22 protein-coding genes and 1 pseudogene are annotated in these 26,635 nt (G+C 69.9%); 9 read left to right on the forward strand and 14 right to left on the reverse strand.

All coding sequences use genetic code 11. From position 1 onward, the window contains the following. Nucleotides 1-36 precede the first annotated feature (36 nt). Nucleotides 37-594: a TetR/AcrR family transcriptional regulator gene (locus M3Q35_RS23620; protein WP_273934419.1), complete on the reverse strand. Its 558-nt coding sequence runs from the start codon at nucleotides 592-594 to the stop codon at nucleotides 37-39. After that, nucleotides 584-1,402 carry an oxygenase MpaB family protein gene (locus M3Q35_RS23625; RefSeq protein WP_273934421.1) on the reverse strand — a complete coding sequence of 273 codons (819 nt, stop codon included), beginning with the start codon at nucleotides 1,400-1,402 and terminating at the stop codon, nucleotides 584-586. Before M3Q35_RS23625 ends, M3Q35_RS23620 begins: the two co-directional genes overlap by 11 nt. A gap of 170 nt (nucleotides 1,403-1,572) precedes the next feature. Here M3Q35_RS23625 and M3Q35_RS23630 point away from each other — a divergent pair, with 170 nt between their 5' ends. Continuing rightward, complete coding sequence (locus M3Q35_RS23630; RefSeq protein WP_273934423.1) at nucleotides 1,573-3,318, forward strand: AMP-dependent synthetase/ligase; 1,746 nt, start codon at nucleotides 1,573-1,575, stop codon at nucleotides 3,316-3,318. A gap of 110 nt (nucleotides 3,319-3,428) precedes the next feature. Here M3Q35_RS23630 and M3Q35_RS23635 read toward each other — a convergent pair whose 3' ends face one another. The 4 genes from M3Q35_RS23635 to M3Q35_RS23650 are packed head-to-tail and all read right to left on the reverse strand — an operon-like array spanning nucleotide 3,429 to nucleotide 9,495. Next, complete coding sequence (locus M3Q35_RS23635; protein WP_273934425.1) at nucleotides 3,429-6,425, reverse strand: alpha-mannosidase; 2,997 nt, start codon at nucleotides 6,423-6,425, stop codon at nucleotides 3,429-3,431. A gap of 18 nt (nucleotides 6,426-6,443) precedes the next feature. After that, complete coding sequence (locus M3Q35_RS23640) at nucleotides 6,444-7,262, reverse strand: carbohydrate ABC transporter permease (RefSeq protein ID WP_273934428.1); 819 nt, start codon at nucleotides 7,260-7,262, stop codon at nucleotides 6,444-6,446. Next, nucleotides 7,259-8,215 (reverse strand): carbohydrate ABC transporter permease, encoded by a 957-nt coding sequence (locus tag M3Q35_RS23645; protein ID WP_273934430.1) that lies wholly within the window; start codon nucleotides 8,213-8,215, stop codon nucleotides 7,259-7,261. The genes M3Q35_RS23640 and M3Q35_RS23645 overlap by 4 nt, the downstream gene beginning before the upstream one ends. After that, a complete protein-coding gene (locus M3Q35_RS23650) occupies nucleotides 8,191-9,495 on the reverse strand; it encodes an ABC transporter substrate-binding protein (RefSeq protein ID WP_273934432.1) in 1,305 nt (434 codons plus the stop codon). The genes M3Q35_RS23645 and M3Q35_RS23650 overlap by 25 nt, the downstream gene beginning before the upstream one ends. 204 nt (nucleotides 9,496-9,699) lie before the next feature. On the opposite strand from M3Q35_RS23650, the gene M3Q35_RS23655 reads away from it, so the two are divergent. Beyond that, on the forward strand, nucleotides 9,700-10,719 hold the full coding sequence (locus tag M3Q35_RS23655; RefSeq protein WP_273934434.1) for a LacI family DNA-binding transcriptional regulator: 1,020 nt from the start codon (nucleotides 9,700-9,702) through the stop codon (nucleotides 10,717-10,719). Nucleotides 10,720-10,753: 34 nt separating this feature from the next. Here the strand turns inward: M3Q35_RS23655 and M3Q35_RS23660 are convergent, their stop codons facing one another. Continuing rightward, complete coding sequence (locus M3Q35_RS23660; RefSeq protein WP_337960467.1) at nucleotides 10,754-11,152, reverse strand: DoxX family protein; 399 nt, start codon at nucleotides 11,150-11,152, stop codon at nucleotides 10,754-10,756. 300 nt (nucleotides 11,153-11,452) lie between these two features. On the opposite strand from M3Q35_RS23660, the gene M3Q35_RS23665 reads away from it, so the two are divergent. Continuing rightward, nucleotides 11,453-12,052 (forward strand): HdeD family acid-resistance protein, encoded by a 600-nt coding sequence (locus M3Q35_RS23665; RefSeq protein WP_273934436.1) that lies wholly within the window; start codon nucleotides 11,453-11,455, stop codon nucleotides 12,050-12,052. Here M3Q35_RS23665 and M3Q35_RS23670 read toward each other — a convergent pair. Then, nucleotides 12,011-13,276, reverse strand: coding sequence for a glycosyltransferase 87 family protein (locus M3Q35_RS23670; RefSeq protein WP_273934438.1), 1,266 nt, complete (start codon nucleotides 13,274-13,276; stop codon nucleotides 12,011-12,013). The genes M3Q35_RS23665 and M3Q35_RS23670 overlap by 42 nt on opposite strands. Before the next feature lie 177 nt (nucleotides 13,277-13,453). On the opposite strand from M3Q35_RS23670, the pseudogene M3Q35_RS23675 reads away from it, so the two are divergent. Beyond that, a pseudogene (locus M3Q35_RS23675) lies at nucleotides 13,454-14,029 on the forward strand (DNA-binding protein); the annotation flags it as partial. Nucleotides 14,030-14,111: 82 nt separating this feature from the next. After that, complete coding sequence (locus M3Q35_RS23680; RefSeq protein ID WP_273934440.1) at nucleotides 14,112-14,759, forward strand: RES family NAD+ phosphorylase; 648 nt, start codon at nucleotides 14,112-14,114, stop codon at nucleotides 14,757-14,759. Between the two features lie 3 nt (nucleotides 14,760-14,762). Here M3Q35_RS23680 and M3Q35_RS23685 read toward each other — a convergent pair whose 3' ends face one another. The 3 genes from M3Q35_RS23685 to M3Q35_RS23695 are packed head-to-tail and all read right to left on the reverse strand — an operon-like array spanning nucleotide 14,763 to nucleotide 18,320. Continuing rightward, complete coding sequence (locus tag M3Q35_RS23685) at nucleotides 14,763-15,341, reverse strand: GNAT family N-acetyltransferase (RefSeq protein ID WP_273934442.1); 579 nt, start codon at nucleotides 15,339-15,341, stop codon at nucleotides 14,763-14,765. Between the two features lie 17 nt (nucleotides 15,342-15,358). Further along, nucleotides 15,359-17,275 (reverse strand): S9 family peptidase, encoded by a 1,917-nt coding sequence (locus M3Q35_RS23690; protein WP_273934444.1) that lies wholly within the window; start codon nucleotides 17,273-17,275, stop codon nucleotides 15,359-15,361. 16 nt (nucleotides 17,276-17,291) lie between these two features. Further along, complete coding sequence (locus M3Q35_RS23695; RefSeq protein WP_273934445.1) at nucleotides 17,292-18,320, reverse strand: TerC family protein; 1,029 nt, start codon at nucleotides 18,318-18,320, stop codon at nucleotides 17,292-17,294. A gap of 346 nt (nucleotides 18,321-18,666) precedes the next feature. On the opposite strand from M3Q35_RS23695, the gene M3Q35_RS23700 reads away from it, so the two are divergent. The 3 genes from M3Q35_RS23700 to M3Q35_RS23710 are packed head-to-tail and all read left to right on the forward strand — an operon-like array spanning nucleotide 18,667 to nucleotide 22,651. Then, nucleotides 18,667-18,975: an antibiotic biosynthesis monooxygenase family protein gene (locus tag M3Q35_RS23700; protein WP_273934447.1), complete on the forward strand. Its 309-nt coding sequence runs from the start codon at nucleotides 18,667-18,669 to the stop codon at nucleotides 18,973-18,975. Nucleotides 18,976-18,995: 20 nt separating this feature from the next. Next, nucleotides 18,996-21,719, forward strand: a complete 2,724-nt coding sequence (locus tag M3Q35_RS23705; protein ID WP_273934449.1) for an alpha/beta fold hydrolase — start codon at nucleotides 18,996-18,998, stop codon at nucleotides 21,717-21,719. Beyond that, nucleotides 21,716-22,651: an ABC transporter permease gene (locus M3Q35_RS23710; RefSeq protein ID WP_273934451.1), complete on the forward strand. Its 936-nt coding sequence runs from the start codon at nucleotides 21,716-21,718 to the stop codon at nucleotides 22,649-22,651. Before M3Q35_RS23705 ends, M3Q35_RS23710 begins: the two co-directional genes overlap by 4 nt. 20 nt (nucleotides 22,652-22,671) lie before the next feature. Here M3Q35_RS23710 and M3Q35_RS23715 read toward each other — a convergent pair whose 3' ends face one another. After that, on the reverse strand, nucleotides 22,672-23,595 hold the full coding sequence (locus M3Q35_RS23715) for an EamA family transporter (RefSeq protein ID WP_273934453.1): 924 nt from the start codon (nucleotides 23,593-23,595) through the stop codon (nucleotides 22,672-22,674). 100 nt (nucleotides 23,596-23,695) lie between these two features. Here M3Q35_RS23715 and M3Q35_RS23720 point away from each other — a divergent pair, with 100 nt between their 5' ends. Next, complete coding sequence (locus tag M3Q35_RS23720; protein ID WP_273934455.1) at nucleotides 23,696-25,237, forward strand: alpha/beta hydrolase; 1,542 nt, start codon at nucleotides 23,696-23,698, stop codon at nucleotides 25,235-25,237. Between the two features lie 313 nt (nucleotides 25,238-25,550). Here M3Q35_RS23720 and M3Q35_RS23725 read toward each other — a convergent pair whose 3' ends face one another. Both M3Q35_RS23725 and M3Q35_RS23730 read right to left on the reverse strand, forming a co-directional pair. Further along, entirely contained in the window at nucleotides 25,551-26,237 is a 687-nt protein-coding gene (locus M3Q35_RS23725) for a DUF6319 family protein (RefSeq protein WP_273934457.1), read from the reverse strand. 167 nt (nucleotides 26,238-26,404) lie between these two features. Continuing rightward, nucleotides 26,405-26,599 carry a hypothetical protein gene (locus M3Q35_RS23730; protein ID WP_273934459.1) on the reverse strand — a complete coding sequence of 65 codons (195 nt, stop codon included), beginning with the start codon at nucleotides 26,597-26,599 and terminating at the stop codon, nucleotides 26,405-26,407. Nucleotides 26,600-26,635: the final 36 nt, after the last annotated feature.

The following is a 26,635-nucleotide window of genomic DNA, read 5'->3' on the forward strand; positions in this document are numbered from 1 at the left end:
ACCTTGGCATTCGGGGCGCGGCGGCACCAGATCCGATCAGGACATCAGCGGTACCAGGTAGCCGCGGGCGAAGTCCCGGACGGCGTCGTCATCGGCCACGGCGATCGAGCCGTCCGGCGTGAGCGTGAAGGAAATCGCCAGCCGTACCAGCATTTCCGCCAGCACGTGGGGATCGCGGGTCATGGTCCCGCCGACCTCCGCGTACTGCGACACCAGGAACTCGCTGGCCGCGGCGATCACGCCCGCGCCGCGCAGCGTCAGGTACGGCACCAGTTCCTCGGGATCGCTGACCAGCAGCCGGGTCAGCAGGGCGTCGGTGCGAACCTTGCGCAGCCCCACCACGAATCCCTCGACCAGTCGTTCCTCGGCCGTCGGCAGCGGCCCGATGGCCGCGACGATCTCGCCGAAGAACCGGGCACTCTCCCGTACCAAAGCCGCTTGGACCAGCACGTTCTTGCTCTCGAACCGCCGGTAGACGGTGGCCCTGGACAGGCCGGCGCGGCGGGCCACGTTGTCCACGCTGGTGCGCTTCAAGCCGTAGTCACGCAGTTCGTCGACGGCCGCGTCGAGGATCAGGTCGTCGTCAACCGGCACCGGCGACCCGTTTCATCGCCGCCCGGGAGCGGGGCGAGTAGCGCAGCCGGTACGGCACCAGCGGCCACAGCAGGTGCACGATCCGGGCGAAGATCCGCAGCCGGCGCTCGTCCCGCTCGGTCCAGGTGGCGCCGATGCGCATCAGGATCGCCGGGTGCAGGGTGCCGCGGTTGACCCACCACAGGAACTTGCCGAACGGGCGTTTGACCAGGCGATACAGCGGGGCCGGCACCAGCGGGAAGCGTTCCGGCGGTTGCTCGACGAAGGCCAGCAGCCCCTTGGCCACCGGCGTCACCTCCAGCCCCTCACGGCACATCCGGTCCAGATACCGCTGGTAGCCGGCCCAGTCGTCCGGGGCGAACCGGTCGCTGACGCCGTAGAGGCGGTAGCCGGCCAGGGTCTCGGCGTACAGCTGGGCCTTCTCGTCGTCGCTCAGCCGGTGGTCGAACAGCTCGATCGCGCGGATCATCGTGTCGAAAATCGTGAGATGGGCCCAGAAATACGTCTCCGGGTCGAGCGCGTGATAGCGCCTGCCCTGCTCGTCGGTGCCCTTGATGTCGAGGTGATAGGCGGTGATCTGTTCGGCCGTCCGGCGCGCGTCCGGCCAGTCGAAGGTGACGCCCTGTATCTGCGGCACCGAGCGGATGATCCGTTCCCACGGCTCGCCGAAGAAGTCGGAATGATCTTTCACCCCGGCGCCGAGGCCGGGATGCATGAGCTGGAGCAGGCCGACCCGTACGAGCAGCATCAGCACCCGGTTGTCACCGGCGTGGCGCCAGTGCAGCGAGCCCGGTCCGGCCAGGTCCATGGCCGCCTCCCGAAACGGTGAGACGATTTCTTCTCTTTGTATCACCGCGACCGGTCGGCCACCAGCCCCGCGGCACTCGGACGCGTTGATTGGCACCAATCAGGGGAGCTGTTAGCGTCAACGCGATTGCGCTTGGGGGAGGCGAACGGGATCGGGGGTCGAGGACCGATATGAGCACGCTGTGCGCCGTGTTCCAGGCGACGGCGGCCAAGCATCCCGACCTGGTGGCGCTGCGCACCCCGGCCGACGCGGTCACCGTCACCTGGCGCGAGTACGCCGACCGGGTGCGGCACATCGCCGCCGGATTGGCCTCGCTCGGCGTGCGCCGTGGCGACACCGTCGCCCTCATGATGGTCAACCGCCCCGAGTTCCACCTGGTCGACACGGCCGTGTTCCACCTCGGCGCCACCCCGTTCTCGCTGTACAACACCTCGTCTCCGGAGCAGATCCAGTTCCTGGTCGGCAACGCCGGCAACCGCGTGGTGATCTGCGAGGAGCAGTTCCTGCCCGCCGTGCTGGCCGGCCGTGACGGCACGGCGGTCGAACACGTGGTCTGCGTGGACGCTGCCCCTTCCGGCACCATCGGCTTGGCCTCGCTCGAGACGCGGACGCCCGACGACTTCGACTTCGAGGCCACCTGGCGGGCCGTCGAACCTGACGACGTGTTGACGTTGATCTACACGTCCGGGACGACCGGGCCGCCCAAAGGGGTGGAGCTCAGCCACCGGAACATGATCGCGGCGGTGTCCGCGGCCGAGTCCGTGCTGCCGGCCGACCACAACGACCGGATCATCTCGTTCCTGCCCCACGCGCACGTCGCCGACCGTTGGGGCACCCATTACACGCAGATCGTCACCGGTCTCCAGGTGACGTGCGTGGCCAACCGCCGCGCCGTGCTGGCCGCCCTGGTGGAATGCCGCCCGACGATCTTCGGTGCCGTGCCTCAGGTTTGGTACAACATCCGGGCCGGGGTCGAGGCGATGATCGCCGGCGAGGTCAACCAGGCCCGCAAGGCGGCGTTGACCCAGGCCGTCCGCCTAGGACTCGATTTCGTGCGTACCGAGAACCCCGACGAGCAGTTGCGGGCTCGCTACCGTGCCGCCGACGAGCGCACCCTTGCCCCGTTGCGGGCGATGATCGGCTTCGACCAGATCCGTTACGCCCTCTGCGGTGCCGCCCCCATCACCGCCGACGCCGTCGAGTTCATCAATGCCATCGGCATTCCCTTGTCCGAGGGTTGGGGCATGTCCGAGGTCTGCGGCCTTGCGACCTTGAATCCCCCGCACGCCAACCGTTTCGGCACCTGCGGCCCCGCCATTCCCGGCGTCGAGCTCCGCCTCGGCGACGAGAACGAACTCCTCGTCCGCGGCGCCCTGGTGATGAAGGGCTACCGCGGCGCCGTCACCCATGCCGCCGCCACCCTCGACTCCGACGGCTGGCTCCACACCGGCGACGTGGCGACCATGGACCCCGACGGTTACGTCCGCATCATCGACCGCAAGAAGGAGTTGATCATCAACTCCAGCGGCAAGAACATGTCGCCCAGCACCATCGAGAACACCATCAAGGCCGGTTGCCCCCTCATCGGCCAGCTCGTCGTCATCGGCGACGCCCGCCCGTACAACGTCGCCCTGGTGTTGTTGGAACCCGAGGTGCTCAAGGGCTTCGCCGCCGGCCACGCCCTCGACGCCGACCTTCCGTCCCTGGCCGCCCACCCCGACGTCCGCCAGGCCATCGCCGACGGCATCGACGCCGGCAACCAGCGCCTGTCCCGGGTCGAGCAGGTCAAGCGCTTCGCCATCCTGCCGACCTGGTGGGAGCCCGGCTGCCCCGAGCTCACCCACACCTTGAAGCTACGCAGGGGTCCCATCGCCGAGCGCTACGCCACGGAGATCGAGTCCCTCTACACCAAGTGACCCGTCCACCAGCTTCACCCACCCCCTCCGCCACTGAACCGATCCGGAAATGCAGGGAAGGACGCCTTACCTGCATCCAACGCAGGTAAGGCGTCCTTCCCTGCATCACATCAGCGGGTGAAGCGCAGGGTCAGGACCTGGAAGGGGCGGAGCTCGATGTCGACGGCGTTGTCGGTCAACGCGCGGTCGGCCAGGTGTCGCTCCAACAGGTCGGTCTCCTGCACGGCGGAAACCGGGAAAGACGGGGTGACGACGGCACGAGCCCGGCCGCCGAGGGACTCGTAGAGACGGACGACGATGTCGCCGGAGCGGTCGTCGGCGGCCTTGACGGCCTCGATGACGATGCCGGGATCGGACACGGTGAAGACGGGGGCGACCGGGGAGCCGACGGCGCGGCGCTCGGGCAGGTTGATGCGGTAGCCCTCACGGACGGCGTCGGCGATGGTGGCGCCGGGGACGATGGAGTAGTTGAGCGTGTGAATGCCCTGGTCGGTCAAAGGATCGGGGAAACGCGGGGCGCGGAGTAGGGACAGGCGGACCGTGGTGGTGGTGCCGCCGGAAGACCGGGCCTTGCGGGTGATGTCGTGGCCATAGGTGGAGTCGTTGACGACGGCGAAGCCGTAGCCGGGCTCGGCGACGTGCACCCACCGGTGTGCGCAGATCTCGAACTTGGCGGCGTCCCACGACGTGTTGACGTGGGTCGGCCGGTGCAGGTGCCCGAACTGGATCTCCGAGGTGGAACGGTCGGCATGCACGTCAACCGGGAAGGCGACCTTGAGGAACTTCTCGACTTCCTGCCAGTCGACCTCGGTGGACACGTCGAGACGACGCTCGCCGGCCCGCAGCCGCAACACCTGGGTGAGCGTGGAATCCCCGAAAGTGCGCCGGACCCGGATGGCGCCGACGTCCTTGCCCTCGTCGACGGCGACGACCTCATCGGCCTCGACCAGGTCACGGACATTGTTGCGGTAGAACGGATCCACGTCCCAAGCATCCCACTGGTTGGGGACGTCGACGTGCAGCTGCAACAGGTTGCCGACGGCCCCGGGGGCCAACACCTCGCGGTCGGCGACCAGGTCACGCAACGAGGTGATGAGGCCACGCGAGTCGACGGTCACCCGGAGCAAACCGTTGTCCAGCACCAGATCCTCGACGGACACCGGCTGCGCGGAACCGGAGTCCGTTGCCCCGGCGCCGAGTCCGGGCACGCCGGAGCGGGAGTGCGGGGCGGCGTTGAAGACGACGGTCTCGGAGCCCTCGCCGGCCAACGCCGACAGCGCCGAAGAGATCAGGGATTCCAGTTCAAGAGCCACCTCGGCGTACCGGGCCTCGGCCTCGCGGTGCACCCACGCGATCGAACTGCCGGGCAGGATGTCGTGGAACTGGTGCAGCAGCACGGTTTTCCACAACCGGTCGAGCTGCTCATAGGGGTAGTCAAAGCCCTGCAACAACGCGGCCGTGGCCCACAGCTCGGCCTCACGCAGCAGGTGCTCGCTACGACGGTTGCCCTGCTTGGTCCGAGCCTGCGTGGTGTACGTGGCCCGGTGCTTCTCCAGGTACAGCTCCCCCGACCACACCGGGGCGTCCTCGTACTCTGCCTCGGCCGCGGCGAAGAACTTCGACGGGGCCTCGATCGTCACCCGCGGCGAGCCCTCGAGATCGGCGGACCGACGGGCGGTTTCCAACATCTCCCGGGTGGGACCGCCGCCGCCGTCGCCGTAACCGAACGGCACCAACGACCGGGTGGCCTTGCCGTGCTCGGCGTACTGCCGGCTGGCCCGGGCCAGGTCGGCCCCGAGCAGGTCGGAGTTGTACGTGTCGACCGGCGGGAAGTGGGTGAACACCTGCGATCCGTCGATGCCCTCCCAGTAGAAGCTGTGGTGCGGGAACCGGTTGATCTGGTTCCACGACAGCTTCTGGGTGAGGAACCACCGCGACCCGGACAGCTTCACCAGCTGCGGCATGGCCGCGCTGTAGCCGAACGAGTCGGGCAGCCACACCTCCTCGGTCTCGATGCCGAACTCGTCGAGGAAGAAGCGCTTGCCGTGGATGAACTGGCGGGCCATGGCCTCGCCGCCGGGCATGTTGGTGTCGGACTCCACCCACATGCCGCCGACCGGCACGAACTGACCCCTAGCAACGCTAGCTTTCACGCGTTCCCAGACGTCCGGGTGCTTCTCCTTCATCCACGCGTACTGCTGGGCCTGCGAGCAGGCGAAGACGAACTCGGGGTACTCCTCCATCAACGCCGTCACGTTGGAGAACGTGCGGGCGCACTTGCGGACGGTCTCCCGCAGCGGCCACAGCCAGGCCGAGTCGATGTGGGCGTGGCCGGCGGCGGTGATCTGGTGCGCGCTGGCATTGGCCGGCTTCGACAGCACGTCGGCGAGCTCGGCGCGGGCCAGCCCGGCGGTGCCGGGGATGTCCTGGAAGTCGAGGCGGTCCAACGCCCGGTCCAGCGAACGCTGGATGTCCCAGCGCCGCGGCTCCCGCTCGTCGAGCTCGTTCTTGAGGCTGTTCAACACCTCGATGTCCAGCAGCAGGTCCCAGACGTCACGGTTGAACACGGCCAGCTCGGCGCGCACCACGTGGTAGATCGGCTCGGTGCCGGCCGTCTCCTTCAGGCCCAGCTCGGTCGGCTGGAACGGCACGAAGTCCAGGATCACCGGGTTGGCCGCGGCCTCGACGTAGAACAGCACGTCCTCGCCACCGGCCACCTCGACACCAACCGGCAGGTGGGTGCTGCGCGGGGCCAGGCCCTTGATCGGCTTGCCTTCCGGCGTGTACGCGAGGCCCTCGCACTGGAAACCCGGGCCGGGATGGGTGAATCCCAGGTCCACCACGGCTTCCACGTGCCGGCCGGCCCACTCCGCCGGCACGGTGCCGGACATCCGGAACCAGCTGGTGGCCCACGGCGCGCCCCACGCGTCGCCGACCTTGGCCGGCTCGTACGTGGCGGCCAGCGCCTCGGCGACCGGCACCGGCTCGCCGGGCGCGTGCCAGACCTCCAGCGTCAGCGGCACGGCCGCGCCGTACACCTCCGGCCGGATGCGCTGGCGGACGGTCCTGGTCAGCCGCTCGTCGAGCAGGCTGCGGTCATCGTGCATTCGGTCGCTCCCCGGTAATCAACCCTTGACGGCCCCTTCTCCGACACCGCGGAAGAAGTACTTCTGCGCCGCGACGAACAGCAGCACCAGCGGCGCCACCGCGATCATCGTGCCAGCGGCGACCAGCCGCTGGTCGTTGACGAAGGTGCCCTGGAGGTAACTCAGCCCGATGGTCAGCGTGTACTTGGCCGGATCGCTCAGCACGATCAGCGGCCACAGGAAGTCGTCCCAGCTGAACATGAACGAGAAGACGGCGACGACCACGATGGTGCCGCGGGCCGAGGGCAGCGCGATCCGGGTGAACCGCTGCCAAACGTTTGCGCCGTCGATGATCGCGGCCTCTTCCACCGCCGAGGGCAGGGCCAGGAAGGCGTTGCGCATGAGCAGCACGTTCAGCGCGGCGATCGAGCCGGGCAGCACCACGGCGGCCAGCGTGTTGTTCAGGTGCAGCGAACGCATCACCAGGAACAACGCCACCATGATCGCTTCGAACGGGACGAGCAGGCTGGTGAGGAACACGGTCAGCGCGGCGGTCCGGCCGCGGAAACGCAGGCGGGCCAAGGCATAGCCGGCCATGGCCGCGCCCAGGCAGTTGGCCACCACGTTGGTCACGGCGACCAGCAGCGAGTTCAGCGCGAACGACCAGATAGGCACTGCGTCGGCCACCCGCGCGTAGTTGCCGGGCGTCGGATGCTGCGGGAACAGCTGTGGCGGCGTGGAGTAGATGTCCTCGGTCACGCCCTTGAGCGACGTCGACAGCTGCCACAGGAACGGGCCGACCGTGATCGCCAGGACCAGAAGCAGCAACACGTACCGGCCGACAGTCCCGCCTCTCACAGGTCCTCCTTGCGGTTGAGCCGGTTGGTGAGCAGCAGCAGCCCGAGCGTGAGCACGAACAGCACCACCGACAGCGCCGAGGAGTAGCCGAGATCGCCGGACAGGCCGGTGCCGACCTGCTGGATGAGCATCACCAGCGAGGTGTCGGCGCCGCCGGGGCCGCCGGCCGGACCGGCCAGCAGGTACACCTCGGAGAACACGCGGAATGCCGACACCGCGGACAGCACGGCCACCAGCACCATGGTCGGCCGCAGCGCCGGCAGCGTCACCGACCACAGCCGCCGCCACCAGCCCGCCCCGTCCACCTGGGCTGCCTCGTGCAGATCCTTGGAAACAGTGCCCAACGCGGCCAAGTAGATGATCATGTAGTAGCCCAGCCCCTTCCACACCGTCACGAGCATGGCGCTGACCAGCAGCAGCCATTCGTCGGTGAGGAAAGGGATCGGCGTCGTCAGCACGCCCAACGCCCGCAGCACATCGTTGACCAGGCCGCGGGAATCCAGCAGCCACGTCCAGATCAGGCCGACCACGACGATCGACGCGATCACCGGCGTGAAGAAAGCGGTACGGAAGAACGTGATGCCGGGCAGCTTGCGCTCGACCAGCAACGCCAGCAGCAACGGCAGGATCACCAGCGGCGGGACCACACCGACGATGTAGAGCGCGCTGTTGCCGACCGCGGTCCAGAACGCCGGATCGTGGACCATGCGGACGAAGTTGTCCGCGCCGGTGAAGTGGCCGCCGCCCAACACCTTGGCGTTGGTGAAGGCCAGCACGACCGTGTTCAGGAACGGGAACAGGTTGAAGCCGAGCACCACGGCCAGGCCGGGCAACAGGAACAGCCACGGCGTGAACCAGCGCTGCTGAACGATCCTCACGGCCGGCCGACGCACGTCGGCCGGCTCCCGCACCACTTCGGCCGCGACCTTCACCCGGCCAGCAGCTTGTTGCACTGGGCAACGGTGTCGTCCAGCGCCTGCTTCGGCGTGGCCTTGCCCTGCATGGCGTCGGACATCTTCTGCTGCAACAGGGTGGTCATCTGCTCGCTCCACTGCACCGGCGTGTAGTTGACCGCCGTGTCCAGCTGCTTGGCCGCCGCCACCCGGACCCGGCCCTCGTCGGTGCCGCCGTCCTGGGCGAAGTACGGGTCCTGCATGGAGCCCTTGGTGCTGGGGAAGATCGCGGTCAGCTTGGCGAAGGCCATCTGGTTCTGCGCGTTGGTCACGAACCGGGCGAAGGCCAGCGCGGTCGGCTTGTTCTTGCTGGCCGACGGCACCGAAAGGCCCTGCACGTACAGGTTGGCCTTGCCGGTGCTGGTGATCGTCTTGGTGATGCCGACGTTGGCGTACAGGCTGGGCGCGTTGGTCTTGAAGTTCTGGAGGTCGTACGCGGAGCCCGGGGCCCAGGCGATCTGCTGGTTCATGAACTTGGTGCCGGCGCCGGTGTAGGTGGCCGACAGCGCCTCGGGAATGAGCGCGCCCGCGTCGAACAGCCGCTTGTACATCTCGACGAACTCGACGCCCTTGGCCTCGTTGAAGGTGAACTTGGAGCCGTCGTCGTTCATCACCTTGACGCCGTACAGGCCGAAGTCGGCGATCACCGGGGTCAGGCCGAGCATGGCGATCTGCTTGTTGCTGCGCTGGGCCATCACCAGCGCGGCCGCCTCCAGCTCGGCGTAGCTGGTCGGCGGGTGCTCGGCGTCCAGGCCGACCTGCCGGAACAGCGCCTTGTTGTAGAAGGTGGGGCCGGTGTTGAGGTACCACGGAAAGCCGTAGGAGCCGGGCTGGCCGGGCAGCGCGTACGCGGCCCAGCCGCCGTCGACGTAGTCCTTCTTGGCGTCCGGCGCGGCCGTCTCGATGTTGAGCAGCAGCTTCTTGCGGGCCAGCGGGTAGGACAGGTCCGGCGGCACGTTGATCACGTCGGGCAGGTTGCCGGCGGCCGCGTCGGCGGTGACCTTCTGCAGGTAGCCGTCGGCCGGCTGGTCGATCCAGGTGATCTTGACGCCGTTGTGCTGCTGCTGGAACGCCGTGATCATGCCGTTGATGTAGTCGGTGTACTTCGGCTTGAGCGCCCACGTCTGGAACTTGATCTCGCCGGTGACGTCGCCGGTGACCGGGCCGGTGTCAGCGTTGTCCTCGGTGCCGCCGCCCAGGCCGCAGCCGGTGACGCCGAGCGCGGTCGTCGCCGCCGCGGCCAGCAGGAAACCGCGCCTCGACAGGGGATTCGTCGGCATGACAACCGTCCAAGGTGGTGTGTGCTGCGCCGGGGGACGCGCACGAATTTGCCAAAGGCCCGCCATCGTTGTCAATAGCCGAATTTGTCCTGGTAGCGGCCTTGACATGTCATCGGCCGGGTCGGATGCTACCGGGGAGGTAAACCGGTTTAGCGACGAGGCTGAACCGGTTTAGCTGCTGCGCTCTCGCCGTTTGGGGTGACCGTGAAACGACCGACGATCATGGACATCGCCCGCCGTGCGGGCGTGTCCAAGGGCGCGGTGTCGATGGCCCTCAACGGCCTGCCCGGCGTGTCCGAGGCGACCCGCACCCGCATCCTGGCGGTGGCCAGGGAGCTGGACTGGCATCCCAACAACGCCGCACGGGCGCTGTCCGCGGCCCGGGCCGACGCGATCGGCCTTGTGCTGGCCCGACCGGCCCGCACGCTCGGCGCGGAGCCGTTCTTCTTCCAGCTCATCTCGGGGTTGCAGGCCGAGTTGTCCGGCCGGCGCATCGCGCTGCTGCTTCAGGTGGTCGAGGACCTGGACGCGGAAATGGCCGTCCACCGGCAATGGTGGTCGGAGCGGCGGGTGGACGCGGTGATCCTGATCGACCTGCGCGTCGAGGACCCGCGGGTGGCGCTGCTGGAGGAGCTGGACCTGCCGGCGCTGGTGATAGGCGGTCCCGGGCACCACGGGCGGCTGCCCAGCGTGTGGGCCGACGACGCCAAGGCGATGACGCGAATCATCGACCACCTGGCCGGGCTGGGCCACCGGCGGATCGCGCGCGTGGCCGGGCTGCCGGACCTGCTGCACACCGAGCGCCGCACCGATGCGTTCCGCGCGGCGGTGGCCTCGCACGGCATCGACGCCGCCCCGATCCTGATGACCGACTACTCCGGCGAGCAGGGCGCGGCCGCGACCCGACAGCTGCTCGCGTCCTCGCGGCCGCCGACCGCGATCGTCTACGACAACGACGTGATGGCGGTGGCCGGCGTGGCCGTGGCGACCGAGCTCGGTGTCGCGGTGCCGGCGTCACTGTCCATTGTGGCCTGGGACGATTCCCCGCTGTGCCAGCTGCTGCACCCGCCGCTGACCGCGCTCACCCGCGACACGTTCGCGTTCGGCGCCGCCGCGGCCCGGGCACTGCTCTCGGTGCTGGACGGCGCGGAGGGCGCCGACGTGGAGGACCAGGTGCCGATACTGGTCCCCCGGGAAAGCACGTCGACGCCCTCTGCTGAATAGTCCGTTCCTGACCATTGATTGTCCGATCAGCGGATCACCGCGCCGGTTCCGGAACGGCGTTGATCCGAATCTCGGCGCCACGGCGGAACACGCGGTCGATCGACAGCGCCCCCGCGCCGAGGAAGGCGACCAGCAGGAAGGCCCAGCAGAACTGGATCGCCGCCTCGCCACCGTTGATCATCGGAATGAACGATTTCGGCATGTGCACGGTGAAGTAGGCGTACGCCATCGAGCCGGAGCACAGCAGCGCGGCGACCCGGGTGAACAGGCCGACCAGCACCAGCGCGCCGGCCACCAGCTGGATCGCCGCGGCCCACCAGCTGGGCCATACCCCGAACTCGACGGCCTTCTTGGCCCCGAACAGCCCGAAGAGGCTGGCCGCCCCGTGCGAGACGAACAGCAGCCCGATGACGATGCGATACAAAGAGATCACATAATCTTTTCCTTGTTCCAGAAATCGCATGGTCGCTCCAAGCAAGGATTGGAAGGGCGGCTGGGTGAGATTCTGGACAGTCGACGACATGCGGGGACACCCTTAACGGTTAACGTTGACAGTCGTTGACTTTGTTAAATTAACCGGGTCGTCCCACTTCAGCGGGGTGAACACGCTCTCGTTCGGATCTTCCTTGTATCTCTTTCAAAGCCAATTCTGAGCAAGCTGGGGAGAATACCTCACCTATTCAGACCAGTGACCGGACGAACGTACTAGGCCAACCGGCAAGGATCCCGGGCCGTGAGCACCTCTCGCGTTGCGGGCCGGCAGCACCGGCAGGACCATGTGCGCGTGGTCGAACTGATGACGCGAAACTGGTGGCTGGTGGCCCTGCGCGGCGCGCTGGCCGTGATCTTCGGCATCCTCACGCTGGCCTGGCCCGGCCTGACGCTGCTCGCCCTGATCTTCCTGTGGGGCTTCTACGCACTGGTCGACGGCATCAGCTCGATCGCGCTGGGCGCGGCGGTGCGCGGGCACCGTTGGTCCAACGTGCTGATCGGCGTCGTCGGCATCCTGGCCGGCCTGGTCGCCATCATGCTGCCGGGCGAGACCGCGGTGGTGCTGCTGGTGATCATCGCGATCTGGGCGATCATCGCCGGCGTGGTGCAGATCGCCGCCGGCATCACGCTGCGGCGGGCCATGGCCCACGCCTGGTTCCTGATCCTGACCGGCGGCCTGACCCTGGTGCTCGGCGTCGTGCTGCTGCTCAACCCGGGCGCGGGCGCGCTGGCCCTGGTCACCACGATCGCGATCTTCGCCCTGATCTGGGGGATCTCGCTGATCCTGCTGGGTTTCCGGCTACGGGGTCTGCGCACCGACAGCACGGTCGACGCGGTCTGAGGCCTTGGCCAGCCCTCGCGACCAGACGGTCATCGCGATCAGCACGGCAATGGCCAGCCAGACATAGGCATTGCCGATCACGTTGTCGTACGGGTCCCAGTACTGCCCGGGATCACGCAGCTCGGGCGCCTGGTGGTACGGGGCCTGCCAGAACAGGTAGACCGCGAACAGGGAGAGCGCGCCCGACAGCCAGGACCGGGCGCGTATCGCCGCGGCCGCGCCCCACAGGATGGCCAGCACGGCCCACACCCAGTGGTGGGCCCAGGACACCGGCGACACCAGCAGCGACAGCACGCCGATGGCCAGCATGGCCGGCAGGTCCTGGCCGGCCAGGCGGGAGCGGCGCGCGACCAGCCAGGCCAGGGCCAGCACGCCGAGGCACAGCAACACCCAGAGCGGCCCCTCCAGGTTGGCGGGGATGCCCAGCCGGGCCACCATGCCGCGCAGCGACTGGTTGTAGCTGAAGCCGAGGTTGCCGACCCGGTTGGTGTCGAAGAAGTCCTGGAACCAGTAGCTGACCGAGTCGCCGGCGGCCAGCGCGAAGCCGACAAGGCCGAAGCCGACGAAGCCGCCGACCATGGTCAGCGCGGCCTTCCAGTCCTTCCTGGCCAGGAAGAAGAGCACGAACGCGGCCGGCGTGAGCTTGATCGAGGCGGCCAGGCCGATCAGCAGGCCGCGCGGCCACCACGGCTTGGCCACCAGGCAGTCGGCCACGATCAGGCCCAGCAGCAGGACGTTGACCTGCCCGAACGAGATCGTCTCGCGGACCGGCTCCAGCCAGGCGGCGCCGAGCGTGAGGACCAGCGCGGCGATCGGCACCGGGAAGCGGGCCAGCAGCCGGGCCGGCGCGATCCGCACCAGCACGGCCCGGATGCACAGGAACAGGATGACCAGCGTGGCCGTGGTGAAGATGCCGATGGCCACGGCCAGCGGAAACACCGCGAGGCCGGCGAACAGCACCGCGGCCAGCGGCGGATAGGTGAACTTGAGCAGGAAGCCGGCGAACGGCGTGGCCATCTCGGTCTGGTAGAGGTCCTGGCCGTGCCGCCAGGCGTCGCCGCCGCCGAGATAGACGTACAGGTCGGTGAAGTGGTGCTGGTTGTACGTGCCGATGTAGACCGTGCTGAGCACGATCAGCGCCAGCAGCGCGGCCGCCACCAGCGACCACAAGATCAACTCGACCGGAGACCGGTGCGTGGACGGGGGCTGCTGCTGGACGTCCACCGGTTCCCTTACGGCTCGCCTGACACTGCGAGCCAAGGGTAACGGTTCTCGGCGGCACCGATCGCCCGCCCCGATTCGGCTACGTACAGTGGACAGGCGGGTGCGGTCGGTCGAATTGACCGGTGATTCGGGTGACAGCTGTCGCACGAATGCGCACGCGCGGGCTACCCTGTGCTTATGACCATGGCGTTGGAGACTGTGCTGGCCAAGGCGGGCCTACGGGTCACCGCGGACGAGTTCCTCTCCCTGGTCGAGGACGTGGCCAGGCGACTGGCCCCACCCCACCCCGAGCCGGCCACCTACTTCACGCCCGAGCAGCAGGTCGCGCTGACCGACGTCGGCCTCGACCTCGGCGGGCTGCGCGAGGACGACTTCGAGCCGCGGGCCCGGGCGCTGGCCGCGCAGACCGTGCTGCTGGACAGCGCGCTCACCGTCACCGACGCGGCCCGGGTGCTCGACGTCGACACCAGCCGCATCCGGCACCGCCTGGCCGCCGGCCGGCTCGCCGGCTGGAAGGACCGCGGCAGCTGGCGGCTGCCGGCCTGGCAGTTCACCGACTCCGGCGTGCTGCCCGGCCTGGAGGTCGTGCTGGCCGCCATGCCCGACGACCAGCCGCCGCTGGTGCTGGCCGGCTTCATGACCACGGCCCAGCCCGACTTCCCGCTCGGCGATTCCGCCGGTTCGCCGCGGGAATGGCTGCTCGCGGGCGGTGATCCCCGCCGCGTCGCCGCCGTCGCCGCGATGCTGGGCACCCTGCTTGATCGACTCGCGGTGCGGCCCGGCACGATCAGTGGCCGGACCCGGCACCATCCCCGAACGGAAACGACGTATCTGAATGGCTCGGCTTCCCCCACCGCCGGCACCCGCTGTGCTGCAGGCGCTCCTGCGCCGCGCCGAGGATGTGGTGGCGGTGCACCGCGCGACCCGGCTCGTCCGCATCTTCACCGCGGGCGGCAGCCACCCGCAGCGGTGGAACTCGTTCCGGTACACCGGCCCGCTGCCGCACGCCCGCTTCGACCCGCATCCCGAGGGTCCGCCGGCCGAGGACCCCGGCAATGGCGTCCTGTACTTCGGCCTGTCCGTGCGGACCAGCGTGGCCGAGGTCTACCAGGCCACCTCCACCGTCGACCGCCGGACCCGCCGGCCGCACCTGGTGGTGTTCCGGCCCCGGCGGACCCTGCGGCTGCTCGACCTGGCCGGCCTGTGGCCGACCAGGGCCGGCGCGTCCCAGGAGATCAGCAGCGGCCCCAAGGACCTGACCCAGGCCTGGGCGCGGACCATCCGCGCCGCCTATCCCGAGCTGGACGGCCTCTGGTACCGGTCGTCGATGGACGCGGGCGACCCGGCCATCTGCCTGTGGGACCCGCCCGGCGGCAATGCCATGCCGGATGCTCCCGATGTGCTGCTTCCACTGGAGCATCCGGGCCTCGACCTGCCGCTGAGCCGGATCTGCGATGAGCTGAACTACATCATGTTGGGGTGAGCCTCAGCCGAAGGCGGGTCGGCGGAAGCCTGCTGGGGGGCGGTTGCGTCGGCTGCGAGGCAGAAACCTCCCGTAGCGGACCAGGGTGAGCCGATGCTCCCCCACGACGTGGTGTTTGCAACCACCGTCGTGCCGCCAGCCGTGATGGGCGTAGAAGGAACGGGTGTCCCAGTCGTCCTGGAGCACCCACAGCACCGCGTAGCGGAAGCCCTGCGCCGCCAGGTGGTCCAGGGCCGCGTCGTGCACCGTCCGCCCCGCGCCCGTGCCTTGGCACTCGGGGTCGGCGTGCACCGATATCAGCTCGCCGGTGCGTAGGTCGTCGTGCAGGTCATCGTCGTCGCGGGCCTCCGCGACGACACAGTAGGAGCCTATGCGGCCCTGGTCGTCCTCGGCGACGAAAACCCCGTCGGGGTCGGGCAGGCACACCCAGCGTCGCCAGCCGTTGAGGTGGCTCTCCGGCAGCATCCGGTCGAGCAACACGTCCGGCACCGCGCCGCGAGCGGCCTTGAGCCAGGATTCACGGTTGATCCTGGCCAGCTCGCGAACGTCACCGGAATCGGCTCGTCGCACCGTCCATGTCATGACGGGAGCGTGCCAAATCAGCGGGGCCCGGTGCCAACGGATTCCCCGAGATGCCGTCGCCACCAGTCCAGCACCGCGTCGAACCGCTGCCGCCGGTGCACCGGCCGGCCGGACCGGGTCAGCTCGTGCCCCTCGCCGGGGAAAAGCAGCAGCTCAGTCTCGGTGCCGTTGGCCTTGAGCGCGACGAACAGCCGCTGCGCCTGCTCGATCGGACAGCGCCAGTCCTGCTCCGAGTGCACCACTGCGAACGGGATGTTGATCTTGTCCGCGTAGGTGAGCGGGCTCACGGACCGCTGCACGTCGGGATCGGTGCCGCAATAAGTCTGCGCGAACCACCACCCGATGTCCGACGATCCGACGAACGAGTCCCAGGCGTTGACCGCCCGCTCGCTCCACGCGGCCTTGAACCGGTGCCCATGGTGGGCGGCCAGCCAGCTGGTCATGAAGCCGCCGTACGAGCCGCCCATCACGCCGACACGGTCGGCGTCGCATTCCGGCAGCTCAAGGGCGGCATCGAGGAGCGCGAGCACGTCGTCGGCGTCGACCGTGCCGAGCTTGTGCACGATGGCCGTGCCGTGGTCCCGGCCGTAGCCGGCGGAGCCGCGCGGGTTGGGCAGCACGACCGCGTAGCCGGCGGAGGCGTAGACCTGGGCCTCGTCGAACAGGCCCCAGCCGTAGTACATGTACGGGCCGCCGTGCACGCTCAGGATCGTCGGGTGCGGGCCCTCGCCCTCCGGCAGCACGACCCAGCCGTGCACGGGATAGCCGTCCGGGGCGGTGCCGTGGATCTCCCGCAGCGGCCGGATCCCGGCCTTCCGCAGGTCGGCGCCGAAGTCGGTCTTGACGTCCGTGCCGACCAGCACGACCTCGCCGGCGCTCTCCGGCGTCGCCACGACCACGGCCACCCGGCCGGCATCCTCGGCGAACGCCTTCACGACGACCTGGCCGCCGAAGATGACCGGGAGGTCGTCCAGCCCGGCCTGGTCGGCGTCGAAGGGGATCTGGCGGAGCTCGACTGCGCCCCGGTTGCGGACCAGGGCCAGCACGCCGTCCTCGGTGACGGTCAGGGCACCGGGAGCGCCCTCGCAGTCCACGGACGCCGGGTCGGTCAGCAGCCGCGGCGGCTGCGGGTCCCCGGCCGGGTCGAACGGCGCAACCCACAGGGCGTCGGGCAGCGGCCGGGCGGCCAGCCCCTCGAACTCGGAGCCGAGGAAGTAGATCCGCCCCTCGCCGGCGGCGATGAGGCTGATCATGCCCACGCCGCGCACGGCGACGACCGGCGCGCCGCCGGCCGCGGGCATGGCGTACACGTCCTCGTGCAGGTTCTGCGGGCCGGCGTCCTGGCGTGCGCCCACGGCCAGCACATGCCGGCCGTCCGGCGTCCAGACGGGGTTGTCGAGGTCGTACGAGCCGCTGGTGAGCTGCGTGGCCTCGTCCTCGGCCGTGACGTCGACGACGAACAGCTGCTGGACGCGGTCGCGGAGGAAGCCGACGCCGTCGATGCGGTAGTTCAGGTCGGTGATGCGCCGCGGGGCCTCGGCCTCGGCGGCCGGCGCGTCCTTGACGCCGTAGCGGCCGTCCTCGGGCACGCGGGCCGCGAAGGCCACCCGCTGCGAGTCCGGGGCCCACACCGGCGTGCCGGCGCCGCCAGGCAGGTCGGTGACCTTGCGGGCCTCGCCGCCGTCGGCCGGGATCACGTGCAGCTGACGGTCGCGCAGGAAGGCGACAAGGCGACCGTCCGGCGAGATCCGCGGCGCGGTGTCCCGCTCGCCCCTGGTCCACTGCTGCGACTCGCCGTCGGTCGGCACGCGGACGAGCCCGCCCCGGTAGCTGTCGGACTCCAGGTCGGGGCGGGCTACGTCGGTCAGCAGCAGATCGCCGCGGAGGGTGACGGAACCGGGTACGCGCAGCAGCGCGACGTCTTCAGGGCGCACCCGGCGACGGTACCTCCTAGGCCGCTTCGGGCTTGGCCTTCCCGGTGGTCTTGCCGGTCTTGCTGTCCGACCGGGCAGTCACATGCGTCTTGATCAGACTCGCCACCGTGGTGATGGCCAGCACGCCGCCGATCACCGCCAGCGAGGTGCCGGTGCCGATCTCCCACACCGGCAGGCCATCGCCGCCGTTGATGAACGGCAGCTCGTTGTCGTGCAGCGCTTCCATGATCAGCTTGAAGCCGATGAAGCCCAGCAGCACCGAGAGGCCGATCGGCAGGTACACCAGCCGGTCGAGCAGGCCGCCGATGAGGAAGTACAGCTGCCGCAGGCCCATCAGCGCGAAAGCGTTGGCCGCGAAGACCAGGTAGGGCTCCTTGGTCAGGCCGAAGATGGCCGGGATGGAGTCCAGCGCGAACAGCAGGTCGGTGGTGCCGATGGCGATCATCACGATCAGCATCGGGGTGACCATGCTGCGGCCCTTGTGCTTCACGAACGACTTGGCGCCGTGGTAGTCGTCGGTGACCGGCAGGATCTTGCGGGAGAGCCTGATCATCAGGTTCTCCTTGTACTCCTCGTCGTCGTGCGACTGGCCCTGCGAGCGGGCCATCTGCACGGCCGTGTAGACCAGGAACGCGCCGAAAAGGTAGAAGACGGCGCTGAAGTGGCTGATCACCACCGCGCCGACGCCGATGAACAGGCCGCGCATGATCAGCGCCAGCACCACGCCGATCAGCAGCACCCGGTGCTGGTGGATCTTGGGCACGGCGAACGTGGTCATGATGATCACGAAGACGAACAGGTTGTCCACCGACAGCGAGTACTCGGTGAGATACCCGGCGATGAACTCGCCGGCCGGGGCCGAGCCGGCGAAGTACCAGAGCCCACCGGCGAAGACCAGGGCACAGGCGATGTAGAAGACCACCCACCGGGCCGCCTCGCCCACCTTCACCACGTGCGGGTGCCGGTCGACGATCACCAGGTCGAGTGCGAGAAGGACGGCCAGTCCACCGAGCGTGGCGATCCACAACCACAGTGGGACGATCATGTTCAACCTCCGGTCCAAGGGCATGCGCCACCGACCGGAGGTCTCTTCCGTCGACACTGCCGTGCCGACCGGCGGAACCGGGTGCTCGCCCTTGAACACCGTGCTGACGACGCCGCCGCGAAGGAATACTCCCCTCCAACGTCACTCATTGTCCCAGATGACCACGGTGAGAAGCCAGCAGGGGGTCCAACATCACCCAGTGCAGCCAACCCCCGCGAGTCCCGTCGAGCGTCACACCGAATGCCCGAAGCCGATTCACACATTCGCCATGACGCTGAGCGGGACACACCGGGTTTCGACACAACCCGTGACCACGAGATGGGGACGGCGTGCAACGATTCACTTCGTGATCCTCACGATCGCCGAGATCCGCGTGCGGGCCGGGTTCGGGGATGCCTTCGTCGCCGCCTCGCGCGGCGCGATCGAGCACATCCTGACCAGTCCCGGCTGCCGGTCGGCCAAGCTGACCCGCAGCGTCGAGGATCCGTGCCGGTACCTGGTGATCACCGAGTGGGACTCGCTCGAGTCGCACACCCAGCAGTTCTACTACTCCGAGCACCTCGTCAACTGGCGCAACGCGGTCAGCGAGTTCTTCGACGACCCGCCGATGGTCGAACACGTCAGCGAGGTGCTTGACGCCCGGGGAGAGTTTTGACCAGCCGCACATGGCCCACGGTGGGGCTCGTCGTCCTGTTGCTGCTCGCGGTGGCGGGCGTGCTGTGGGTCAACCGGTCCGCGCCGCCGCCCGCGGTCAGCACCCGTGACGTGCTGATCGACGTGGTCGACGGCCCGGACGGCGCCAAGCAGCCCATCCAGCTCGACGCCACCTTCTACGTGCCGGAGACGACGCCGGCGCCGTCGGTGATCGTGTCGCCCGGCTTCGGCCAGACCAAGGCCGATCTGGCCGACGACGCGACCGACCTGGCCCGGCACGGTTTCGCGGTGCTGGCCTACTCGGCCCGTGGCTTCGGCCGCAGCACCGGCCAGATCGAGCTGAACTCGCCGGACTACGAGGTGCAGGACGCCGACCAGCTGGTCAGCTGGCTGTCCCGGCAGCCGGAGGTGCAGCAGGACAAGCAGGACGACCCGCGGGTCGGCGTGATGGGCGGCTCCTACGGCGGCGCGCTGGCACTGATGTTGGCCGGCCTCGACAAGAACAAGCGGATCGACGCCGTCGCATCCCTGATCACGTACAACGACCTGTCGAACGCCTTGCTGCCCAACGCGGCCAGCCCGGTGGCGATCGACGGCGCGACGCCGGCGGCCGGGGTTGGCGACGGCAACGGCGTGTTCAAGAAGACGTGGGCCGGCAACCTCTTCGGCTCGGCGCTGAGCGGTATCCGCACTGGCGCACCGAGTTCGTGCGGACGCTTCGCGCCGGACGTGTGCGCGGCCTACACGCAGGTCGCCACGACGGGCCGGGCCGACCAGGCCACCGTGGACCTGTTGCGGCGCAACTCCCCGGTCAGCGTGGCCGGCGGCATCGCCGCGCCGACGCTGCTGGTGCAGGGCGAGCAGGACACGCTGTTCGGGCTGGACCAGGCCGACGCGACGGCCCGGCAGCTGGCCAGGAACAACGTGCCGGTGAAGGTCTCCTGGTATCCGGGCGGCCATGACGGCGGCGCGCCCGGCGACAGCGTGCGGGCCGAGGTCGCCGACTGGTTTTCCTTCTACCTCAAGCACAACACGCCCGATCCCGGCACCGGCTTCTCGTACGACGTGCAGGGGACGGTCCGGGCCCGCGGCGCGCCGACCCTGCGGACCATCGCCGCACCGGCCTATCCCGGCCTGCGCGACAACCCGACGGCCCGGCAGAAGATCACGCTGGCCGGCCCGCAGCAGCCGGTGATCACCCCGCCCGGCGGCAGCCCGGCGTCGGTGAGCAGCCTGCCCGGCGTCGGCAGCGCGCTGCTCGGCGGCTCGGCGTCCAGCCTGGCCGGCAATCTGGCCATCGACCTGCCCGGGCAGTCGGCCGTGTTCACCAGCGAGCCGCTGAGCTCGCCGCTGACCATCGCCGGCTCGGCCCTGACGACGTTGCGTATCGGCCGGGTGCCCGGCGCCACCGACTCCGGCGACACGGTGCTGTTCGCCAAGCTCTACGACGTCGGCGCGGACGGCCGGCGCACGCTGCCCGGGGCCACGGTCGCCCCGATCCGGGTGCAGCTGCCGGCCGATCGCCCATCGGTCGACGTGAACGTCAGCCTGGCCGGCATCGTGCGGCCGGTCGCCGCCGGGCACCGGTTGCAGCTGGTCGTCACCACGACCGATCAGGCGTACGCCAACCAGACCACGCCGTCGGTGCGCACGGTCGCGCTGGCCGGCCCGCTCCAGGTGCCGGTGGTCGACGGCACCAGCGCCACCGGCAGCGGCATCCCGGCCGGCCCGGTGATCGGCATCGCGGTGATCCTCGGCCTCGGCCTGGTGGCGGCGCTGGTGTCGCTGCTGCGCCGTCGCGGCGGCCGGGACTTCGACCCCGAGCTGGCCGACGTGCCGATGGTGATCACCGGCCTGACCAAGTCCTATCCGGGCCGGCTGACCGCCGTGAAGGACCTGTCGTTCCGGGTCGAGCACGGCCAGGTGCTGGGCCTGCTCGGGCCCAACGGCGCCGGCAAGACGACCACGCTGCGCATGCTGATGGGCCTGGTCCGGCCGACCGCCGGCGAGATCCGCGTGTTCGGCCACAAGGTGCGCGCGGGCGCGCCGGTGCTGTCCCGGATCGGCTCGTTCGTGGAGGGCGCGGGCTTCCTGCCGCACCTGTCCGGCACGGCCAACCTGAGCCTGTACTGGGCCGCGACCGGGCGTCCGCTCGAGGAGGCCCACCTGGAGCAGGCCCTGGAGATCGCCGGCCTCGGCGACGCCGTGCGACGCCGTGTCGGCACGTACAGCCAGGGCATGCGGCAGCGGCTGGCCATCGCCCAGGCCATGCTCGGCCTGCCCGATCTGCTGGTGCTCGACGAGCCGACCAACGGGCTCGACCCGCCCCAGATCCACCAGATGCGGGACGTGCTCAAGCGCTACGCGGCGACCGGCCGGACCGTGGTCGTCTCCAGCCACCTGCTGTCCGAGGTGGAGCAGTCCTGCAGCCACGTCGTCGTGATGCACCGCGGCCGGCTGGTCGCCTCGGGCGACGTGGACGACATCGTGGCCGGTGGCGGCGAGGCGACGTTCCGGGTCGACCGGGTCACCGACGCCGCCCGGGTGCTGCGCGGCCTGAACGGCACGTCCGCGGTCAGCGCCGAGGGCCAGCTGGTGCACGCCGATCTGGGCAGCACGGCCCGCTCGGCGGCGGTGGACGCGCTGGTCCGGGCCGGTATCGCGGTCGAGCAGGCGGGGCCGCGGCGACGGCTGGAGGACGCGTTCCTCAAGCTGGTCGAGAGCGGCGAACAGGAGGGGTCATGACCGACGAGCACGGTGTGCACACCGATCCGTCGGCGATCGCCGACCTGGTCGCCGTGGCCGAGCACGAACACGCCGCGGTGGCCACGGACGGATCCGTCGCCGGCTATCGCGGCTCGCGGACGTTGCGGCTGGGCGTGGAGCTGCGTCGCCAGCTGCGCCGCCGCCGCACCCAGTTCGCGCTGGTCTTCCTCGCGGTGCTGCCGTTCCTGCTGCTGATCGCGTTCAAGGCCGCCCCCACCCAGAACGGCCCGCGGACGGCCTCGTCGGCCTTCGTCGACCTGGCCACCTCCAGCGGCCTCAACTTCGCGATCTTCGCCCTGTTCGCCTCGGCCAGCTTCCTGCTGGTGGTGGTGATCGCCCTGTTCTTCGGCGACACCGTGGCCAGCGAGGCCTCCTGGTCGAGCCTGAAGTACCTGCTGGCCATCCCGGTGCCACGCGGCCGGCTGCTGCGGCAGAAGGCCGTCGTGTCCGGACTGCTGTCGGTGCTGGGGCTGATCGTGCTGCCCGCGGTGGCGCTGGTCGTCGGCCTGATCTGGTACGGCAACGGCGACCTGATCAGCACCACCGGCGAGTCGCTGGCCTTCACCACCGGCATCGTCCGACTGGCCCTGGCCGTGGCCTACCTGATCGTCTACCTGACCTGGATCGCCGGCCTGGCCCTGCTGCTGTCGGTGTCCACCGACGCCCCGCTGGGCGCGGTCGGCGGCGCGGTGCTGGTGTCGATCGTGTCGCAGATCCTGGACTCCATCACCGCGCTCGGCGACCTGCGCGACTACCTGCCCACGCACTACGCCACGGCCTGGTCCGACCTGCTCAGCGCCGACGTGGACTGGGGCGACATGGTCCGCGGCTCGTTCTCGTCGCTGGCCTACTGCACGGTTTTCCTGCTGCTGGCCGCGCGCCGCTTCGCCCGCAAGGACATCACCTCTTAGCGCCGTAAGACCCTAACCCGCTAACGCCTCTTACCGGCGAGATAGGTAGCACCGGCCGAGGCCGTGACCACGCACATGATGGCCACCCACTGCACCGGGCGGAGGTTCTCGTGCAGGACCAGCATGCCGGCCAGCGCGGCCACGGCCGGCTCGACGCTCATCAGCACGCCGAACAGGCGCGGCGGGATCTTGCGCAGCGCCTCCAGCTCCAGCGAGTACGGGATCACCGAGGACAGCAGCGCGACGCCGGCCCCGATCACCAGGGTCGTCGGGTCGAGCAGCGCCGTGCCGGCCTCGGCCACGCCGAACGGGGCGATGACCAGGGCGCCCACGGCCATCGCGATGGCCAGGCCCGAGCCGCCGGCCGTGGCCTCGCCGAGCTTGGCGCCGAGCAGGATGTAGCCGGCCCAGCAGAGCGCGGCGGCCAGCGCGAACAGGATGCCGAGCAGCGAGGTCTCGCCGCCCAGGTCGGCCAGCAGCACCACACCGGCAGCGGCCAGCAGCGCCCACAGCACGTCCAGCAGACGGCGGGAACCGGCCAGCGCGATGGCCAGCGGCCCGAGGAACTCGATCGTCACGGCAATGCCCAGCGGCAGCCGCTGGAGCGACTCGTAGATCGACAGGTTCATCAGGCCGAGCACGGTCCCGTAGGCCAGCACCACCAGCCAGGCCCGGCCGGACATGCGTAACCGCGGCCGCCAGAAGGCCAGCAGCATGCCCGCCGCGAACAGCAGCCGCAGCCCGGCCGTGCCGGCCGGGCCGACCAGCGGGAACAGGCCCTTGGCCAGCGTCGCGCCGAACTGCACGCTGATGATGCCGCCCAGCAGCAGCCCGGTCGGCGGCACCGAGCCCAGCATCCGGCCGGCAACGGCACTGAGACTGCGGCGCGGCAGTGCTCGTCCAGGCAGCCGGCCCGACGTGCCGTCCACGTAAACCATGACCATGCCCAACAAAATAGGTGCTGGCCCCGACAGGCCCGCTCACCGGAGCCTCACCGGGGCCGTGCGAGGCTGACCTACGACCGAGACGAGAGCGAGGAGCAGCGTGCCGCGCCATTCCCAGCCTGGCCGGTCGCTCGGCGTGCTGGTCCCCGTCCTGATACTGGCCAGCGCCTGCGCGGTCGGCCCGTCCGTGCGCCCGGTGATCGCCGTCAACGACGGCGGGCAGAGCACCGGCAGCAGCGCCCCCGTGCCGACCGGGCAGCTGCCGCCGCTGGACAAGCCGCAGAACCCGTCCGTGTCCTGGTCGGACTGCACGAGCGCGACCAAGGCCCGGCTGGCCGAGACCGCCACCTCGCTGTCCTTCCAGTGCGGCCGGATCACCACCCCGCTCGACGCCCCCGGCCAGCCCGGGGTCGGCGACGTCTCGCTGTCCCTGCTCAAGGCCGGCGACGGCGCGATCCCGCTGGTCGTGGTGAACGACGCCACCGGCGCGCCGGGCACGCTGTACGCGGCGCGGCTGGCCGCGAAGCTGCCGCCCGAGCTGCTCAAGACGTTCTCGGTGATCGGCATGGACCGCCGCGGCACCGGTGCCTCCGAGCCGGCCCAGTGCATCCCCGGCGGGGCGCGGGCCGAGATCGCCGAATTCGACCCGAACAGCACCCAGCTCGACGACCTGTCGGCCGCGGCAAAGCAAGCCAGCCAGGCGTGCGTGCTGGAGCTGGACGACCGGCTGCAGGCGCTGGACAGCTGGCGCACCGCCGGCGACCTGGAGCAGCTCCGCCAGGCGCTGGGCGTGAACCGGCTCAACGCGGTCGGGCACGGCGAGGGCTCGCGCGTGCTGACCCTGTACGCCGACCGCTTCGGCAGCCACACCGGTCGGCTGGTGCTGGACGGCTCGCCGGACCCGATTCTGGACCCGCCCGGCGCGGCGCAGGCGGGCGCGCTGGGTGCCGAGGCCACGTTCGACGCGTTCGCGGCCAACTGCCGCACCCGTGGCTGTTCGCTCGGCTCCGACCCCAAGAAGTCCACGCTGGCGCTGCTCGACCAGCTGCGTCAGCACCCGAAGACCGCGCGGCTGTCGGTCGGCGAAGCCGTGCACGCCGTGCTGATGGGCTTGGCCGACCGGGCCGCCTGGGCGGCATTGGCCGACGCGATCAATGCGGCGCTGCAAGGCAATGTCGATGCGCTGGCCCAGTTCGCGGCCCCGCTGTCCACCGTCGTGGACGGCGACCCGCCGCTGCTGGACACGCAGCTGATCACCGGGTGCAACGACATGCAGATGCGGCTGCCGCCGGAGCAGATCAGCGGCATGGTGACCGACTGGAAGGCCAAGGCCCCGCTGTTCGGCGGCCTGTTCGCGCAGCAGCTGCTGCTGTGCAGCTCATGGCCGGTGCCGGCGCAGCAGCTGCCCGCGCCCGGCGGACACAACGCGCCGCCGATCCTGGTGCTGAGCACGGCCGACGACCCGATCACGCCGGAAGCCGGCACGCAGCGCACCGCCCGTCAGCTCGCCTCGGGCGTGCTGGTCAGCTGGGAGGGCGGTGGGCACGGCGCGCTCACGCAGTCGTCGTGCGCCACCGCCGCGGTGCAGCACTTCCTGGTCGACGCTCAGATTCCGACGGACGGCACCGCCTGCCCGCCGTAAGTGTCTCGGGCGTCGACCCGTAGCGGTGTCAGCTGCAGCTGGAGCAGCAGCCGCAGCCGGGGCCCGTGCAGCTTCCGCAGCAGCTGCAGCCACCGAGCTCAGGCGTCTTGTCGTCCATGAGGACCTCCCCGGAATTCGAACGGACCAGCCGAGTTGACGGTATTTCCGCGCGGCGGGCCGGGGACACCGCTACGTGAGCGACCCCCGAGCTCACCCGAACGCGGGCCCGATCGATTCACGGATCGCCATACGTGACCGAAAAAGAGTGGGGACCCCCCGAAAGGAATCCCCACTCTGTGCTATTGCCGGCGAATCAGCCGGCCAGCTCCTCGAGCGCCTTCTGGGCCGCCTCCAGCTCGGCCCGCAGCTGCTCGACCTTGGCCGTCTGCTGCTCGCGGGCCTGCTCCAGGATCGCCTCGATGGACTCGGCGACCTCCGGGTGCAGCGCCTTGGCGGCCTGGCCGACGAGAGCCGGCGTGACCGGCAGCGCCCGCAGGGCCTTCTTCTTGGCCGCGACCACGTCGACGGTCCAGTCGCCGTCGACACTGCCGCTGATGGTGATGACCACGTCGGCGACGCGGGTCTTCTTGGCGGTGCTGGCGGCCGGCCGCGGCTTCTTGGCGGCGGGAGCCTCCTCCACGACGGCGGTGTCGCCCGCAGCGACCTCCTCGGGCGCTTCGGTGGTGGTGTTCTCGATCTCCGACATTCTCTGCTCCATGGAGGGACGGGATACCGCTGGTACCTGTGGCGAACGCTTGCGTCCCGGCCGTTCGAGCGTCAGCTCGCTCGGCGAGAAGGACAGCTCATCGTGCGAACCGGCCGGTCGGACCTGGATGTAGTCGCCCTCGTCCGGGTCGTTGAGCGCGGTGACCCGGGCCGAGCGGCCCGCCTCGACCCCGACCGCGTCGGCCGTGAACCAGACGGTGGGCTCGCGGCCCCTGACCAGCTCGTCACGAAGGTGCTCGACGTCCTCGTCGGACAGCGAGCCTGGTTGCGCCATCTCAATTCTCCTCGATGCGTGCAGGGCTGGGCACCGGGGTGGCACACACCGTGACGAGGTCGGCCCGATGTGCTGCCGCTCGGCAACCTAGCAGTAGGGGCTGACGCCCCTCACCGGCTCCGTCCGGAAGGCGACGCAGAGATTAGCACACGTGTTCGAACTTACACCTACGACTCTCGGAGGCGGTACTCCCAGCCGAACTGGTCGCTGTGGTGCAGGTCGTAGTGGTGCTCGATCTTGGGCCCGTCGTGCAGGTGCACGTGGGTGATGGTCTGGCGCGGCTCGTCGAGCGGCTTGCTCCAGATCTCCTCGCGGCCGTCGAGCGGGCCGCCGACGAAGCGTGCCACATAGGGAATCGTCATGGCCGGCCCTCCTCCAGGCGCCTCGGGGTTTCCGCT

It is taken from the genome of Kutzneria chonburiensis (genome assembly GCF_028622115.1).
Classification (GTDB): Bacteria; Actinomycetota; Actinomycetes; order Mycobacteriales; family Pseudonocardiaceae; genus Kutzneria; species Kutzneria chonburiensis.